The following is a 15,005-nucleotide window of genomic DNA, read 5'->3' on the forward strand; positions in this document are numbered from 1 at the left end:
TATTAAGTCGTTAGGATTATTATATTATTTTGCGGATTTCAAACCGATGGATTGATTACAAGCGATCGCTACCATCTTATAAATATCGTCTACGGAGCAACCGCGAGACAAGTCGTTCACCGGAGCAGCCATACCTTGAAGGATCGGACCGACAGCCTCAGCGCCACCCAAACGTTGAACCAGCTTATAAGCGATATTACCCACCTCCAAAGTCGGGAATACCAAAACATTCGCTTTACCGGCGATCTCGCTACCCGGAGCTTTCTTGCTACCTACAGCCTCAACCAAAGCCGCATCGGCCTGCAACTCTCCGTCGATCTTCAAATCCGGAGCCATCTCCTTAGCCAAACGAGTAGCCTCCACTACCTTATCTACCATCTCGTGAGAAGCGCTACCCTTCGTAGAGAAGCTCAACATAGCCACACGAGGCTCAACGCCTACGATATTACGAGCCGTAGCGGCGGTAGCGACAGCGATGCTAGCCAACTCTTCCGCGTTCGGGTTTGGCATAACCGCACAATCGGCAAATACCAAAATACCATCATCCCCATATTGAGGAGTCTTCGTGAACATAAGGAACGCACCGGAAACACACTTCATGCCCGGAGCCGTCTTGATAATTTGCAAAGCAGGACGCAATACATTACCCGTCGTATTCTCAGCACCGGCGATCTCACCGTCAGCGTCACCCGCCTTGATCATCAAACAAGCCAAGAACAAAGGATCTTCAACTAGAACCGCAGCCTTCTCGGGAGTCATACCCTTCTTTTGGCGAAGTTGGAAAAGCAAGTCTGCATACGCGGCTTTCTTCTCGTGATTTTTCGGATCGACAAGAGTTGCCTCACCGATGTGGTTCAGTCCGAAACCAGCCGCCAACTCCTTGATCTCAGCGGGGTTTCCAATTAAGATAATGTCTGCTACACCGTCGGCCAGTAATTGGTCGGCAGCTTTAAGAGTTCTTTCCTCGGTACCTTCGGGAAGAACAATACGCTGCTTGTCAGCTTTAGCGCGCGCAATAATGTCTTGCATTAAATCCATAGCGGAAGATATTTTATATTATTTAATAATTGTACTCGTAATCCGGCTACAAAATTAGGCATAATGCAATATAGAGTTTACAAAATAGGCAAAAGAATTACAGGTAGAGATACCAGTTTCAGATCTTTTAACAGTAATTCGTCACTTCCCGCTCCCCGGAGAGTATTTGTTGCAGTTCTTCCGCTGTCACATTCACACTTAACTTACCTTTATGGGCCACGGAGATCTTTCCTCTCTCCTCCGAGACAATAATAACCAGCGCATCTGTCTCCAATGACATCCCCAACCCGGAACGATGGCGCAATCCCATATCCTTGGGAAGGGTAGCGTTCTGGGCGACCGGCAAGATACAACCGGCCGCCTTGATCCGGTTATCGGCTATGATCATGGCACCATCATGCAACGGGCTGTTCTTAAAGAATATATTCTCGATCAAGCGGGCATTTACATCGGCGTTGAACATCTCGCCCGTATGCTCATAGATAGTCAAGTCCATATCTTGCTGGATCACGATCAAGGCACCCGTCTTTTTCCGGGCCATATTCATACAGGCCAAGACAACAGGGGCGACAAACTTCCCTTCTTTCTCCGGATCGCCTCCTCGCTTGGAAAAAAGTTTCCCTAGGAATTTCCAGCCCCGGTGCGAACCTAACGCCAACAGGAAACGGCGGATCTCGTCTTGGAAGAGGATTACCAAAACCACGAAACCTACGCTAATAAACTTATCCAAGATGGCCCCCATCAACCGCATCTCCAATACCTGCGAGATCAAGATCCATACGACGATGAATGATACGACTCCACTGAATATAGCCAATGTGCCCGAGCTTTTCATCAACTTATAGGTCTGGTACAGGAAGAAAGCCACCAGCAATACGTCAATCAAGTCTTTTATACCGAAATGCATCCACATAGTTAATTGAGAATTGAAAGTTGAAAATTGAAAATTATTTGTTGGTCATTTGACCTATGACGCGAATGGCTTCCACTGCTTCCCGCACATCATGTACACGAAGGATATTAGCGCCGTTCAAGAGAGCGTACGTATTCAATACAGTCGTTCCGTTCAAGCTATCCGCAGGGGTTCCACCCAGTAATTTATAAATCATGCTTTTACGGGAGACTCCAACTAATAAAGGCAACTCAAAAATAGAGAACTCCTTTAAATGGCTCATCAATTGGTAATTCTGCTCCAACGTCTTACTAAAGCCAAAGCCGGGATCGAGGATGATATCATTCACCCCTAAAAGCCGAAGCTGGCGTACCTTCCGGGAAAAGTACAGCATGATCTCCTCCATCATATCCGGGTAATCAGTATGCCTCTGCATAGTTTGAGGGGTTCCACGCATATGCATCATGATATAAGGCACCTTCAAATCCGCTACCGTTTGGAACATATCCGCATCCAACTCACCGCCGGAGATATCGTTAATGACAGCCACTCCATATTCCTCTACGCAACGACGGGCAATCCCCGCACGAAACGTATCTACGGACACCGGGATATCCGGGTAATGCTTATTTAATATATGTAAGGCAAACTCCAAACGGCGCATCTCTTCCTCCGGCGTAACCTCAGCGGCATCCGGACGGGATGAATAACCACCGATATCGATCCAATCCCCTCCCTCCGATAAGATTTCCCGGATACGGTCCTCGATAGCGGTCTCGGTCTGTTTGCGGCTGCCCGCATAAAAAGAATCAGGGGTAATATTCAAGATTCCCATCACCAACGGTGTCGCTAAAGAAGTAAGTGTCCCTCTAATATTGAGCATTTTATCTAACATGATCTTTCCTTATTTCCAGCAAAGATACAGGTTTCTCTCTTAAAATCTCCTTCTAGATTCTTCATTCTTTATTTAATTGCTACATTTGCGCCGAATTAGACAGGAATAAATATTTAACGCGATACAGTCATGAGTATTATCGACCTCTATGATTTATTTATACATAACCCTCAAATAACGACAGATAGCCGGAACTGTCCGAAGGGTTCTATCTTCTTCGCCTTAAAAGGCGATAAATTCGATGGAAATCAATATGCCGGGAAAGCCTTGGCATCCGGCTGTGTCTATGCCGTCATAGACAATCCCGATTATTATATAGGCGAACGCACGATCCTTGTTGATAACGTGCTGAAGACCTTGCAACAATTAGCGCACCATCACCGCAAGGTACTGGGGTTGCCGATCATCGGAATTACCGGAACGAATGGCAAGACCACGACCAAAGAGTTATTGGCTGCCGTACTCTCAACGAAATTCAATTTGCTATATACCGAAGGTAATTTCAATAATCATATTGGCGTTCCCTTGACCTTGCTCCGATTGACTCATGACCATGAGATGGCGGTTATCGAGATGGGCGCCAGCCATCCGGGAGACATCAAGGAATTAGTGGATATCGTCCATCCTAACTATGGCATCATCACGAACGTAGGCCGTGCCCATCTGGAAGGCTTCGGTTCTTTCGAGGGTGTGATCCGGACAAAAGGGGAGTTATATGATTATATCCGTCGCTCCAAAGGCAAGATATTTATCAAGAAAGAGAACGAGTACCTTCAGTCTATCGCCAAAGGCATCGAACAAATCACATATGGAAACGGGGATGATGCTTTCGCATCCGGACAGGTAGTCAGTTGCGATCCTTTCTTAGTGTTCAATTGGAAGCAACAAGGAAAGTTGCATACCGTCGAAACACATATGATCGGTAGTTATAACCTAGATAATGTATTGGCCGCCGTCGCCGTAGGCCGCTTCTTCAAGATCCCGGCAGAGCGTATCAGTCGTGCTATCGCCGCTTACGAGCCAACCAATAACCGTTCCCAATTCAAGAAAACCGAGAATAACGAATTGATTATCGATGCTTACAACGCGAATCCGAGTAGCATGAAAGTAGCTCTGGACAATTTCATCACCATGCCCGTACAGCCTAAAGCCATCATCCTTGGAGATATGCGCGAGCTTGGACCAACTAGCGACGAATTACACGCGGAGGTTGTCGAACAGATCAAGAAAGGCCAGTTCGACAAGGTGTTCCTCTGCGGCGAGCATTTCTCCAAGGTAGGCAAAGAGTTCTCCCCCTTCGCTACCACAGAGGCTATGACGGAGGAGCTTCGGAGGCAGCCGTTAAAGGGCTATCATATCTTGATCAAAGGCTCTCATAGCATGGGGCTGGAGAAACTAGCGGATATCCTATAAGCTATCATCGAACAAGACAGTTTTCAACTTTTGATACAAGAAGGAGAGAACCAATAAGATAACTCCCAAGATTATAAAGACGACCACTTTCCCGATCGTAGGCAAGAGCCACAGATCTACCAACACCAACTTTAGCAATACGATCGAGAAAGTGGCCAAACTAATCATCCGGACAACCTTCAGGTGCAATCGCATTCCCACCGCCATTTGCATAAAGCCGGCAAGACTCAACGAGATAGAGAAGCCTGCGCTTAATTCATCCGGCAAGCCCAACTGATTCAACAAATTATTCGTTCCCACGGCCAGTAATATCGTAGACAGCAAACAAATATATAAGGTCATCCCATGCGTACGCTTTTCTCTTGCGTCAAATGACTTATAATAGTACCGCCCCAAGACAAAAATATGCCCCCCGATTAAAAGCAAGGAAACCCATAGCAGGAACCGGGGAATAAAGAGATCATCATACCCGACCCACAAAGACATTCCTCCGAACAGGGATAAAGATAGCCCCAAGAGTAGTCCGTATCCCCCCGCATTTCTTGACACAGGCAAATAGCTTTTCCCTAATAAAACATTCGCAGCAAATAAAACCGCCACCGTAAATGTCTCGATATAGCTAAAGGACACGATCGAAGGATCTACATATGAATAGAAATCGAAAACAAAGGCTATATATAATACGACACATCCCGTCAAGAGAGGCCCTTTCGTAGATATCCTTGTCGGACGTACCAACCAAGCGTCTACCCAATACGATAGCCCCGTAAAAATACCGGTAGCGAACAAGCCATTTATAAATAGGGAAGAATCTCCGTACCGAGCCTCCATACATCCGTGGAAGACATCCATTCCGTAAGAGCCCAGCGTCAAGACCGGAAGTACCCAAGCGAATATCTCGTAAACCCGCAGACGGAAACGACTATAGAACCAGAGAATAATCATTACCTCTGAAGCCCAAAACAAGGTAATAAAGGTCCCTTCCAGTTGGATCGGGATCGTCACCGATACGAACGTAAGAGCGATACCCAATAACGTATGCATCAAGAAAGTGAAAGGTTCCCCTTTCCGTTTGATCCAAAAGAAAAGAGCGAAGTTAATAGCCGCAACAAAAAGGGTTACCAGACCTTTGCAATTCCGCTCAAGCTCCATATTCTGCAGGAGACAAAGGGCAAAGAACAGGAATACGAAATTGTTCAATCCGATCACTCCTAATAAATATTGATTGATCCCCCGGATATTGATTCGTACGATGGAAGCGACCGATAATAAGAAGATCAAATAGAAGGCGATAGAGAAAATAAGTAAATGTGTTAATTGGACACTTCCCATCAAATCCAGATCCGCAGCATACGTATAACCCGCAAAGACGATCCAAGTCAAGGCAAAACAAATTACAGGCAATTCCCCCCACTTCTTATAGATAGATAGCCCGAACATTCCTAGGTCCAAGATCATGACATAGGTAAACAGCACCCAATAACTTCCATCTCCGCTACCCACTAAGAATGGAGCGATAAATCCACCCACCAAAGCGATAATCGCCAGTTCCCCACGATTATAGAGTATAGATAAAGACGACATAAATCCGGTAAACAGCACAAGCAGAATAAAAGCGACCGTTTGGCTAAACAGCCCGTAATAATGATAGGCGATCGCCACCGTTACATAGAAGATCGCGAAAGCGCCTCCCGCCAGCAAAGAGCTAAAGGTACGATAGGAATCCTTCAAACGCCAAGCCACGAATAGAAGTAATCCGCCCATCCCAAAGCCAAGGATCGTACGCAAGGTCTCGTTTATCCATTCCTTATCTATCGCATACTTCACGAAAAGCCCCATACCCAAGACGAGTATCAGGATACCAATTTTACCGAATAAGTTCTCACCGATATATTTCTCATAATTGACAGGCTTCCGCACCTTCTGGGGTTGAGGATTTTTAGCAGGTTCGACAATCGCCCTTACCGGTTCAGGTTGTACGAAAACTTCCGGCTCTTTCAAGATCTCAGGCTCCGGTTCCTTTATCTCGTCCACAACTTCCGGACTATTCTCCAAACGTTTACGCAAGGCAGCGATCTCTTTCAACAATTCCTCCGTTTTCTCTTGTGATTTGGATATCTTATTACGCAAGTTTATCCAAATCATGATCAGTAATAGAAGTATCAGTAAGGTATATTCCATAAACTCTAAAATTATAAGCTTGCCGCAATATACGCATTTATTTATGTAAAAGCTTTCCGAACCATAAAAAAGTCCCGACGATACGAATATCGCCGGGAGCAATTTTTTATCCGGTTTCCTTCCTCACGGAAATACTATCGGAAGAACTTTTTTACTTTAGTATTAACCACACGTTCCCCCATCACGGGATACTTTGTTGCGTGGAAATTATTTAATTAAATATATTTAGATAGAGACGGGACGTGCCCGTCTCTACTGTATCATTTCGAATAAAATAATTATTTAACAACCACCTTAACAGCAGCCTCACCCTCTACAGCTACAGCTACGATACCTGCCGGTACAGCGATTGTAGCGTTATCAGATGAAAGAACTGTCTCAGCAACCACCTTACCTAAGATGTTAGAGATAACAACAGACTTGCCAGCGGCACCTTGGATTGTTACAGTACCATCGTTAGCGATAACAGAGATAGCAGACTCAGCAGCGATCTTGTCATTAGATGTAGGAGTGCTAGTTGTCATTACCTTGAATACTTCTGCTTGCTCAGGATCAGTTGTCCAATAAACAACATTGTTCAAATGAGCCAAATAAGCATTACGAGGTAAATATTTCTCTACATCATACTCTTCACCTTGCTCTTCAGCTGCTTCCTCATCATAAGCCGGATTCAAATATTCTTGAACAGAAAGGATCTTGTAAGCCTCATCGCTATACTCAGCAGCGACCTCAAATGCGACAGCTGCCGGATTCAAGTTCATCGCATTGATTGTATCACCCTTGATTGCGATAGAATCTATACCGCATACAGAACCAGCAATAAATGCAGCACGAACAGCCTCAGCGCCAGCAGCCTCATAAGCATAACCCTTAACCTCTGCAGAATCCAATGTATTCATCAAATAGTTTCTAGTTTTCACACCTTCTTCCGCAAATGCATTAGTAGAAAGATAATACAAAGGCATAGTCTCTTCGAAAGTCAAGCAAGCAGTATCCAACCACAAAGTCAAAGAATCATGCGTATATACATCGCTCTTCAAGATAGACTGTCCTTCTGCCTTCAATACAGCGAAACCATCTTTCTGGCTAGCGATCATCTTGTTATCATCCTCTGTATAAGAAGTGATCTGTACGTGACCGATATTCAAAGTAGCATATGTAGGAGCATCCTTCTTTGCGAACTCGAATGTAGTATTCTCAGTGTTGCACCAGCTAGCTGTATATAGCATTCCAGATCCAGCTAAAGCAGAGATTGCAGAACCATAATAACCATATTCTTCAGTATATTCAGAATAAGAAACCAACTTATATTCATTCTCTACACCAGTAGATAAGAAAGATAATGTAACAGGATAAACACTATTCTCTACATCAGGCTCACCCATTAAATAATAATCAGTTCCATTTTCATTTTTAGAGCATAAAGTAGCCTTACCTAAACGATCTGTTACATTATACTTGTAAACTTTCACTCCATTTGACTCAGCTACAGTTGAATTTGCCTCATCTAATTCAACCTCTTCTACCTTAAATCTATAAGCAGAAGCCAACTCACCGGCAGCTACATACAATTTGCCATCTTTAACAGTTACATACAAGTTCTCCAATAAATCAGATTTCAAACGGAATGACAATGCACCATTAACCAAATCTTCTTTAGAAACTTTCTTATAAGCTAACTCTTGAGCATCCTCCACTTTCGGGCCTTTTACCAATTGAACTGTATCTGTTCCAAAAGAATAAATAGCCTTCGCATCATCTATTACGCGGATAATAGCACCACCTCTAGTACTATTAGTATTCCACATATTAGCCAAATTATTAGTCTCAGTCAAATACCATAAAGCAGTAGGAACTTCTGTTACAGCACCAGCATGAACTGTACCGTTCTCACAGAAAGAGAATACATAGTATTTTCCTTTGTTCTTATTTGCGGAATGATCCTCATCAGACTTCGCATTGTTCATATCCTTAACAAAGTAAGTATACTCTGGATCCAATGTGGTCGGAAGCTTAACCTCAGCGAAAGTACATTTAGCAGCATCCTTAGTCCAGATTGTCAATTTCTCTGTACCTGCGAAGTTACCAAAAGCGATCATCTCACCATTAGCGGCAACCTCCATGTCATAACACATTTTTGACTTCTTCTCCGTATCATTTGCGCCTTTATATACAGGAGTAGCATACGGATAAAGGATCATCTTGCTATTATCGGAAGGATCTAAAACTACCTTGAAAGCATACAACTCTTTCGCACGACCATTCTCTAGGATCGTACCAGCTGTTACACCGGTAGCCTTATCAGCAGCAGCAGCCTCATCTTTAGGTTGTGCGTCTACAGTAAGTTTCCAGAATTTCTCAGAAGACAAATTAGAAGACCAAGAAGTAGAGTCCACAACTAAATACTTACCGGTAGTTCTATCCTGCAAAGTAACATAACCATCTAAACCGTCAATGTCTGTAGCGAACAACTCTTTGCCTGCCAAAGGATTTCCATCCAGATTTTTGTCGAAAGTCAAAGCGAAAGGAGAACCATACTTATTATTTAACAAGTCAGCAGTCATGTTTATCTTTGCTGGAGCTGCTACTGTAAAGTTAATCGCAGATGCAGATACAGCCGTTCCCTTTTCCAAAGTAACAATATCTGTTCTTTCAGCTTCCACATCATCTTTAGCGATGATAGAAACAACTGTCTTATTATCCAACTGAGCAGATAAAGTAACGGCAGTCACATTCTCCGGAGCGATAAACGCACCCTCATTTTTGAAGTTCCACTCAGCTTGCTTATCCAATGTCAACACTCTGCCTGTAGCGCTATTCGTCAATGTGTACGCCCAAGTATTCGCCAAAGAGACAAAACGATAAGTTACTTTCCATAAGGATTTTTGATAATCAGTGTTCTTGATATCCGCAGTAGGAGCATCAGCCAAGATCAAACTATCAGTCTTTGTATAAGACTCTGTGACAGACAAATATTTACCATCCTCATTGGTCAATTGGTAAACTTTGCCATTTTCAACCTTCGCATTAGCGGTAAAGGCAGTACATAAAGCCAAGCCCGCTACAAGAGTAGAAAACTTTTTGTTCATAATTCTAAAATTAATATTAATACTAGTGTTAATTAAAAGCTCTTTATATATGCATCCCACCTAAATGGGTACAAAACGACTAGTCTAAACGATCGTCTAAATCTTGCGTTTTTCAAGGGATAAAGGAGAAGGTTTGTTTATGGAATCGGTTGTTTCGTGATGGATAGCCTATTTGATTGATAAGAAAGCGGATAAGGGGTGATTTTTTTAACCTTGAAGGGTTGCAAGTGTCGAAGAAATGCGTACCTTTGCAAATGACTAGAAAAATCGATCGTTTAAACTAGTCGTTTTATAAACCTATCTTCATACGATCAATAGCATATACTATATTTTCAATAGAATTTACCCTTTTATCATATATTATATATGTACGAGCGTACATATATAATATAATTATCAAGCAATCAACAAATATTCCTTATTCCTTCAAGTCTTATAATAATGAAACTTTTGTTCACCTATGAAGTAACTTTAGTTCCATAAGCTTAAAACTATAGCTTGATGCCGATGCAACTAAAGTCACAAGGGCAAAACGCCTCTTTCATGCTTTTATTGGTCAAAAAAGAGAGTAATCTATGTATTTGAAAGCTTTTTTCATAAATTTGTCGCTTTATAATAAACTGAGTAAAAAATGAATACACACGAACTTTGCTGCGTAGGACACATCACCTTGGATAAGGTAGTAACACCTAAGAACACCGTCCATATGCCGGGAGGAACCTCCTTTTATTTCTCGCATGCGATAAAACATTTCGATGATATCGACTATACTCTAGTGACAGCCTTGGCTGAATCTGAGATGAAAACGGTGGAGGAACTACGAGCTGAAGGTATCGACGTTGCCGTGATGCCAAGTAAGCACACCGTTTATTTCGAGAATATTTATGGAGAGAACCAAGATAACCGTACGCAACGTGTATTGGCGAAAGCAGATCCTTTCACCGTGGAATATCTGGAGAACATCAACTCTAAAATCTTCCACCTTGGTAGTTTGCTTGCCGATGATTTCTCTTTGGAAGTGGTAAAGTATTTAGCGGGGAAAGGCTTAGTATCGATTGACTCGCAAGGGTATCTACGGGAAGTAAGAGACAAGGATGTATTTGCCGTGGATTGGCCAGAGAAAAAAGAAGTACTTAAATACGTGCACTTCCTCAAGGCTAACGAACATGAGATGGAGGTGTTAACCGGATATACCGATGCCGTGAACGCAGGAAAAGTTATCTACGATTGGGGCGTGAAAGAGGTATTGCTGACTTTCGGAAGCATGGGATCTATCATTTACGACGGTTCCACTTTCCATAAAATCCCCGCTTACATACCGAAAGAAGTAGTAAACGCTACCGGAGCGGGTGATACTTATATGACAGGATATCTCTATAAACGTGCCAAAGGCGCAAGCATAGAAGAAGCCGGACGTTTCGCGGCAGCTATGACAACATTGAAAATCGAAGGAATAGGCCCATTCAACGGCACTAAGGAAGATGTGTTGCGATGTTTAGAGACAGCGGAACAACGAATGCCTGAGTAGTTGAAAATTGAGAATTGAAAATTATTCGCTCTCTCCTAATTTTCAATTCTCAAGTCTCTATCTTTAATTATTCTTGAATGCTTTGCAGAATGTAGTCATTAGCAAGATACAAAGCCCTAACAAGCCGACCACGATATAAGCGTATTTCATATTGAAAGCCTGCGAGATCGCTCCGATCAACAAAGGTGCGATCAACGAGCCGATAAAGCTGATACTGGAAAGGATCGTCAAGGCAATTCCCACCGGAGTTCTCGATTTAGCGCCCACTAAGCTATAAATAGTAGGCACCATACACGAGATGCCCAAGCCTACCAACATAAAGCCTAAGGAATTCACGATCACCTTTACCGTCATCGATTCGAACATTCCACCCAACATGGCTGAGATAAAAAAACCTGCTAAAATAAAGAAACCCGCTAATTGCAACACCTTCTGCTTTCCTAAAACACTATAGGCGGAGTTCGTAAGAAAACGGCCTACCGTCATCATCACCATGAACACCAAGAAACCAATCTGTAAGGACTTAGGAACCTGCAATACCGATTCGAAGTAAAGTCCACTCCAATCAAACATCGCGCTTTCCACCACCAAGGCAAACAGCCCGACGATACCTAACTGGATCAACAGCATTTCCGGCTTACGGATAAAGCTCAACAATGCCGGAGCTTCTTTCTTCTCCGCTTCCTTCTCTTCCTCCGGTGACTCAACCGCCACGTCTTCCTGCAAATACTTCCGGCTTACCAAAACAGTCACTCCAATCAATAATGCAATCAACGTAAAATGCCAGAACGGAGTAACACCGGATACGATCATGATAAACCCGATCAAAGCCCCTAAACAAGCCGCCAGACTCCAACCTCCATGAAATGAGGCCATAATCGTACGCCCATAGAGTCGCTCGATACCAATTCCTTGCGTATTCAAGGATATATCGCAAAGATTCCAGAACACCCCAAAACAGAACAAATAAACACCCAGCAGATAAATATTATGTGCCGTACCTATCGCAAATAAGGCCAAGGCATACCCCAACACACTGACCTGCGCCATAATACGACTCCCCAACTTCGACACCAAATAACCCGCTAACGGTATCGCCACAAACTTACCTACCGGGATCAGGAACAAGACCAAGCCCCAATAGAAAGCGTAATTCACCTCAAAAATATCCTTCACGTCCGGAATACGGCTAGCCCAACTAGAGAAACAAAGACCTTGCGCTAAAAAAAAAGAAAGCATCGCATAACGAATCCGTTCCTTGGGAAAAGCGTTGCCCAATGTAGCATTCATTTTTTCATTCATTATCATTTACTTTTATTGTTATCATTTATTCGAGAAAGGGGCACGCCCCCCATTTCTTCGCAAAGCTATCAAATATATCCTAATATCCTAATCCCCTAAGTCTTAAATGTAGAATTTAAGAGATGGCTTCCCTAATGAAAAATATATTTTACACTTTGGCTGAAACACTTAATTATAACTTAAACCTTCGCTCAATTGAACAATTTGACGATATTCTCCAGCAACCCATACGTTGTCGTTTTCCTTGAATACGGTTTGGGATGGAGGATTCATCATTGACTTTCCGTCTCGTTCAATACCCAAGATCAGACAAGCGTTCTTATCCCGAATGTCAGACTGTTGAATAGATCGCCCGATCAACGGAGAGTCTGGTTCAATATTAAATTGCTCTATTTTGATATTATTATTAAAGCTTTGCGCCAACTGATCTCTATATTCTTTGTCCTGTTTTTGTATTATCTCCTGGAAAAGATCCAATTCCTCATCCGTACCAACAATTATAATCTTATCAAAAGGATAAAGGCGTTCCTCTCCTCTAGGTATATTGATTTGTCGTTCACCTCGAATGATGGAAACGATATTTATTCCATATTTTTGACGGAAGTTGATCTCTTTCAAACTCCGGCCGACAATGGAGGATTCTTGGCCAACAACGAAATCCATCAAGTGCAAATCATTGAAAGGCAAAGATTTCAAGATATTATCAGTCAAAGGACTTCCAATGTTTGAGTCCGTTGTTTTCCCGTTGAAGTTGTCAATAAATCTTTTCTCGATCGAGAGAGAACGCTTTTTCAGTTTTTTGGATAAAATAATCATTAGCAATATCAACAGGGTGATAATAAATCCAACACCAGATGCTACATTAAATATATGGACTATGACTGGCATTAGAATACTTGCGCAAAGGAGCAGCTTTATCGCTATCAAAGAAACCAATGGTCCCCGGTTGAATTTACTATCATTCCATAATTTCAGGAATTCAGGAGAATGATTCTTCTTCATAATGATAGCCCAAAGAAAAGGTAATATAATGGCCAAAATAATAGATAAGCTCAATAGAGCCCCTTTGAAGCCTAATATGTTCTCGCGAATAATTGGATTTACATAAGTGAAAAATATGATAATACTGAATATTGTCAATACTGTATATAGTATTACATCTAGTAACATAGATTTCAACAGCTTATTCCATGTACTTTTATGTTTGACCGTGTTGGATCCGGAAGAATAACGGTTCAACATTAGTTTTATAGATGAAGGCAAATAATTGTCAATCAATTGATAGACCGGGGTCGCCATGCGAATCATATAAGGAGTAAGAAATGTTGTAACGACTGATACAGCGACAATAACAGGATACAGATAATCGTCTGTTACCTTTAAGCTAACTCCCAATGAAGCGATAATAAACGCAAATTCACCTATTTGGGTCAGAGAGAATCCTGATTGTAGAGCTATCTTTAATGGCTGTCCGGACAAGAGGACACCAAGACTCCCAAAAAAGATTTGCCCAATGATAACCAATATGGTTAAGATGCAGATTGGGACAAGGTATTCAATCAATAAATCCGGTTGTATCATCATGCCTACAGAAACAAAAAATATGGCCGCAAACAGGTCTTTTACCGGTTTTACCAATTTTTCTATCTTCTCGGCCTCAATGGTTTCAGCCAATAACGATCCCATAACAAAAGCTCCTAACGCAGAGGAGAATCCCGCTTTAGCCGCAATCATAACCATACCTAAACAGAAGCCTAATGCTATGATTAATAAGGTTTCGTCGTTAAGAAATGGCTTAATCTTTTTAAGAAAACTTGGAATCAGATAGATTCCGAGTAATGACCAAAATATAAGAAACGCTCCTAACTTTAGAATACTTTCCAGCATTTCCATTCCTTCGACTTGCTTGCTGACTGCTAAGGTTGAAAGCAAGACCATCAAAACTACGGCCACTAAATCTTCGACCACCAAGACGCCTAATACTACTCCTGTAAATTTTTGCCCTCTGAGTCCCATGTCATCGAACGCCTTGAATACGATAGCGGTGGATGACATAGAAAGCATACCGCCTAAAAATATACTGCTTAGATGCGAGAAGCCAAGCGCGTTTCCTGCAGTATAGCCTAGAAACATCATTCCGGAGACTATGGTTATAGAGGCGATAACAGCTGTACCTCCTACGGTCATCAACTTCTTGAAAGAGAATTCTAATCCCATAGCAAACAAAAGAAAGATGACGCCTATATCTGCCCATATTTTTATATTGGTAGGATCGGATACCGTTGGTATATAAGGTACGGCGGGCCCGGCAAGAATGCCAGCGACAATATACCCCAAAACGACAGGTTGTTTCAAGCATTTAAAAATCAATGTAATTATTCCCGCCGCAATCAATATAACCGCCAAGTCGGAAATAAGAGGTGCAATTTCAGACATGTTATTCATTATTTTGTGCTCGCAAATTTACATATTAACTTAGAACCATGTTGGGATAAAACAAAAGTACTCTTGTCCTAAAAACATATATGGGAAATATTCCAGGACAACCGCAGCAAATTCCTCCTCCCCCCAAGAGCTTTATCTTAACAGCATGAATACACCAATATCTATAAGCGGCAGTTTACGAGATATAAAAAAAGGGTCTTCATTGCTGAATACCCTTTCTTG

General features: G+C 42.3%; 9 protein-coding genes. 2 read left to right on the forward strand and 7 right to left on the reverse strand.

Annotated elements, in window-relative coordinates; all coding sequences use genetic code 11:
* Positions 1–24: 24 nt before the first annotated feature.
* From pta to folP, 3 genes are all read right to left on the reverse strand, one after another.
* Positions 25–1,038 (reverse strand): phosphate acetyltransferase, encoded by a 1,014-nt coding sequence (pta, locus tag NBH07_RS18975; protein WP_009016811.1) that lies wholly within the window; start codon positions 1,036–1,038, stop codon positions 25–27.
* Positions 1,039–1,165: 127 nt separating this feature from the next.
* Complete coding sequence (gene cdaA, locus NBH07_RS18980; RefSeq protein WP_008772898.1) at positions 1,166–1,951, reverse strand: diadenylate cyclase CdaA; 786 nt, start codon at positions 1,949–1,951, stop codon at positions 1,166–1,168.
* Between the two features lie 34 nt (positions 1,952–1,985).
* Entirely contained in the window at positions 1,986–2,825 is an 840-nt protein-coding gene (folP, locus tag NBH07_RS18985; protein WP_009016810.1) for a dihydropteroate synthase, read from the reverse strand.
* Between the two features lie 129 nt (positions 2,826–2,954).
* On the opposite strand from folP, the gene NBH07_RS18990 reads away from it, so the two are divergent.
* On the forward strand, positions 2,955–4,238 hold the full coding sequence (locus NBH07_RS18990) for a UDP-N-acetylmuramoyl-tripeptide--D-alanyl-D-alanine ligase (RefSeq protein WP_009016809.1): 1,284 nt from the start codon (positions 2,955–2,957) through the stop codon (positions 4,236–4,238).
* Here the strand turns inward: NBH07_RS18990 and NBH07_RS18995 are convergent.
* Together NBH07_RS18995 and NBH07_RS19000 are read right to left on the reverse strand one after the other, a co-directional pair.
* Positions 4,233–6,419, reverse strand: a complete 2,187-nt coding sequence (locus tag NBH07_RS18995; RefSeq protein ID WP_009016808.1) for a DUF2339 domain-containing protein — start codon at positions 6,417–6,419, stop codon at positions 4,233–4,235. The genes NBH07_RS18990 and NBH07_RS18995 overlap by 6 nt on opposite strands.
* Before the next feature lie 278 nt (positions 6,420–6,697).
* Complete coding sequence (locus NBH07_RS19000) at positions 6,698–9,508, reverse strand: DUF6383 domain-containing protein (protein WP_009016807.1); 2,811 nt, start codon at positions 9,506–9,508, stop codon at positions 6,698–6,700.
* A gap of 631 nt (positions 9,509–10,139) precedes the next feature.
* Between NBH07_RS19000 and NBH07_RS19005 the strand changes: the two genes are divergently transcribed.
* Positions 10,140–11,036: a PfkB family carbohydrate kinase gene (locus NBH07_RS19005; protein WP_005859778.1), complete on the forward strand. Its 897-nt coding sequence runs from the start codon at positions 10,140–10,142 to the stop codon at positions 11,034–11,036.
* A 63-nt stretch (positions 11,037–11,099) separates the two neighbouring features.
* Here the strand turns inward: NBH07_RS19005 and NBH07_RS19010 are convergent, their stop codons facing one another.
* Positions 11,100–12,338, reverse strand: coding sequence for an MFS transporter (locus NBH07_RS19010; RefSeq protein WP_005859780.1), 1,239 nt, complete (start codon positions 12,336–12,338; stop codon positions 11,100–11,102).
* A 168-nt stretch (positions 12,339–12,506) separates the two neighbouring features.
* On the reverse strand, positions 12,507–14,774 hold the full coding sequence (locus tag NBH07_RS19015) for a monovalent cation:proton antiporter family protein (RefSeq protein WP_005859782.1): 2,268 nt from the start codon (positions 14,772–14,774) through the stop codon (positions 12,507–12,509).
* Positions 14,775–15,005 lie beyond the last annotated feature (231 nt).

This window comes from Parabacteroides sp. B2-S-102 (assembly GCF_023656665.1).
Classification (GTDB): domain Bacteria; phylum Bacteroidota; class Bacteroidia; order Bacteroidales; family Tannerellaceae; genus Parabacteroides; species Parabacteroides distasonis.

Excerpts from the sequence above, each read along its gene's own strand:
- pta (WP_009016811.1), bottom strand. The coding sequence starts at position 1,038 with ATGGATTTAATGCAAGACATTATTGCGCGCGCTAAAGCTGACAAGCAG.
- cdaA (WP_008772898.1), bottom strand. The coding sequence starts at position 1,951 with ATGTGGATGCATTTCGGTATAAAAGACTTGATTGACGTATTGCTGGTG.
- folP (WP_009016810.1), bottom strand. The coding sequence starts at position 2,825 with ATGTTAGATAAAATGCTCAATATTAGAGGGACACTTACTTCTTTAGCG.
- NBH07_RS18990 (WP_009016809.1), top strand. The coding sequence starts at position 2,955 with ATGAGTATTATCGACCTCTATGATTTATTTATACATAACCCTCAAATA.
- NBH07_RS18995 (WP_009016808.1), bottom strand. The coding sequence starts at position 6,419 with ATGGAATATACCTTACTGATACTTCTATTACTGATCATGATTTGGATA.
- NBH07_RS19000 (WP_009016807.1), bottom strand. The coding sequence starts at position 9,508 with ATGAACAAAAAGTTTTCTACTCTTGTAGCGGGCTTGGCTTTATGTACT.
- NBH07_RS19005 (WP_005859778.1), top strand. The coding sequence starts at position 10,140 with ATGAATACACACGAACTTTGCTGCGTAGGACACATCACCTTGGATAAG.
- NBH07_RS19010 (WP_005859780.1), bottom strand. The coding sequence starts at position 12,338 with ATGAATGAAAAAATGAATGCTACATTGGGCAACGCTTTTCCCAAGGAA.
- NBH07_RS19015 (WP_005859782.1), bottom strand. The coding sequence starts at position 14,774 with ATGTCTGAAATTGCACCTCTTATTTCCGACTTGGCGGTTATATTGATT.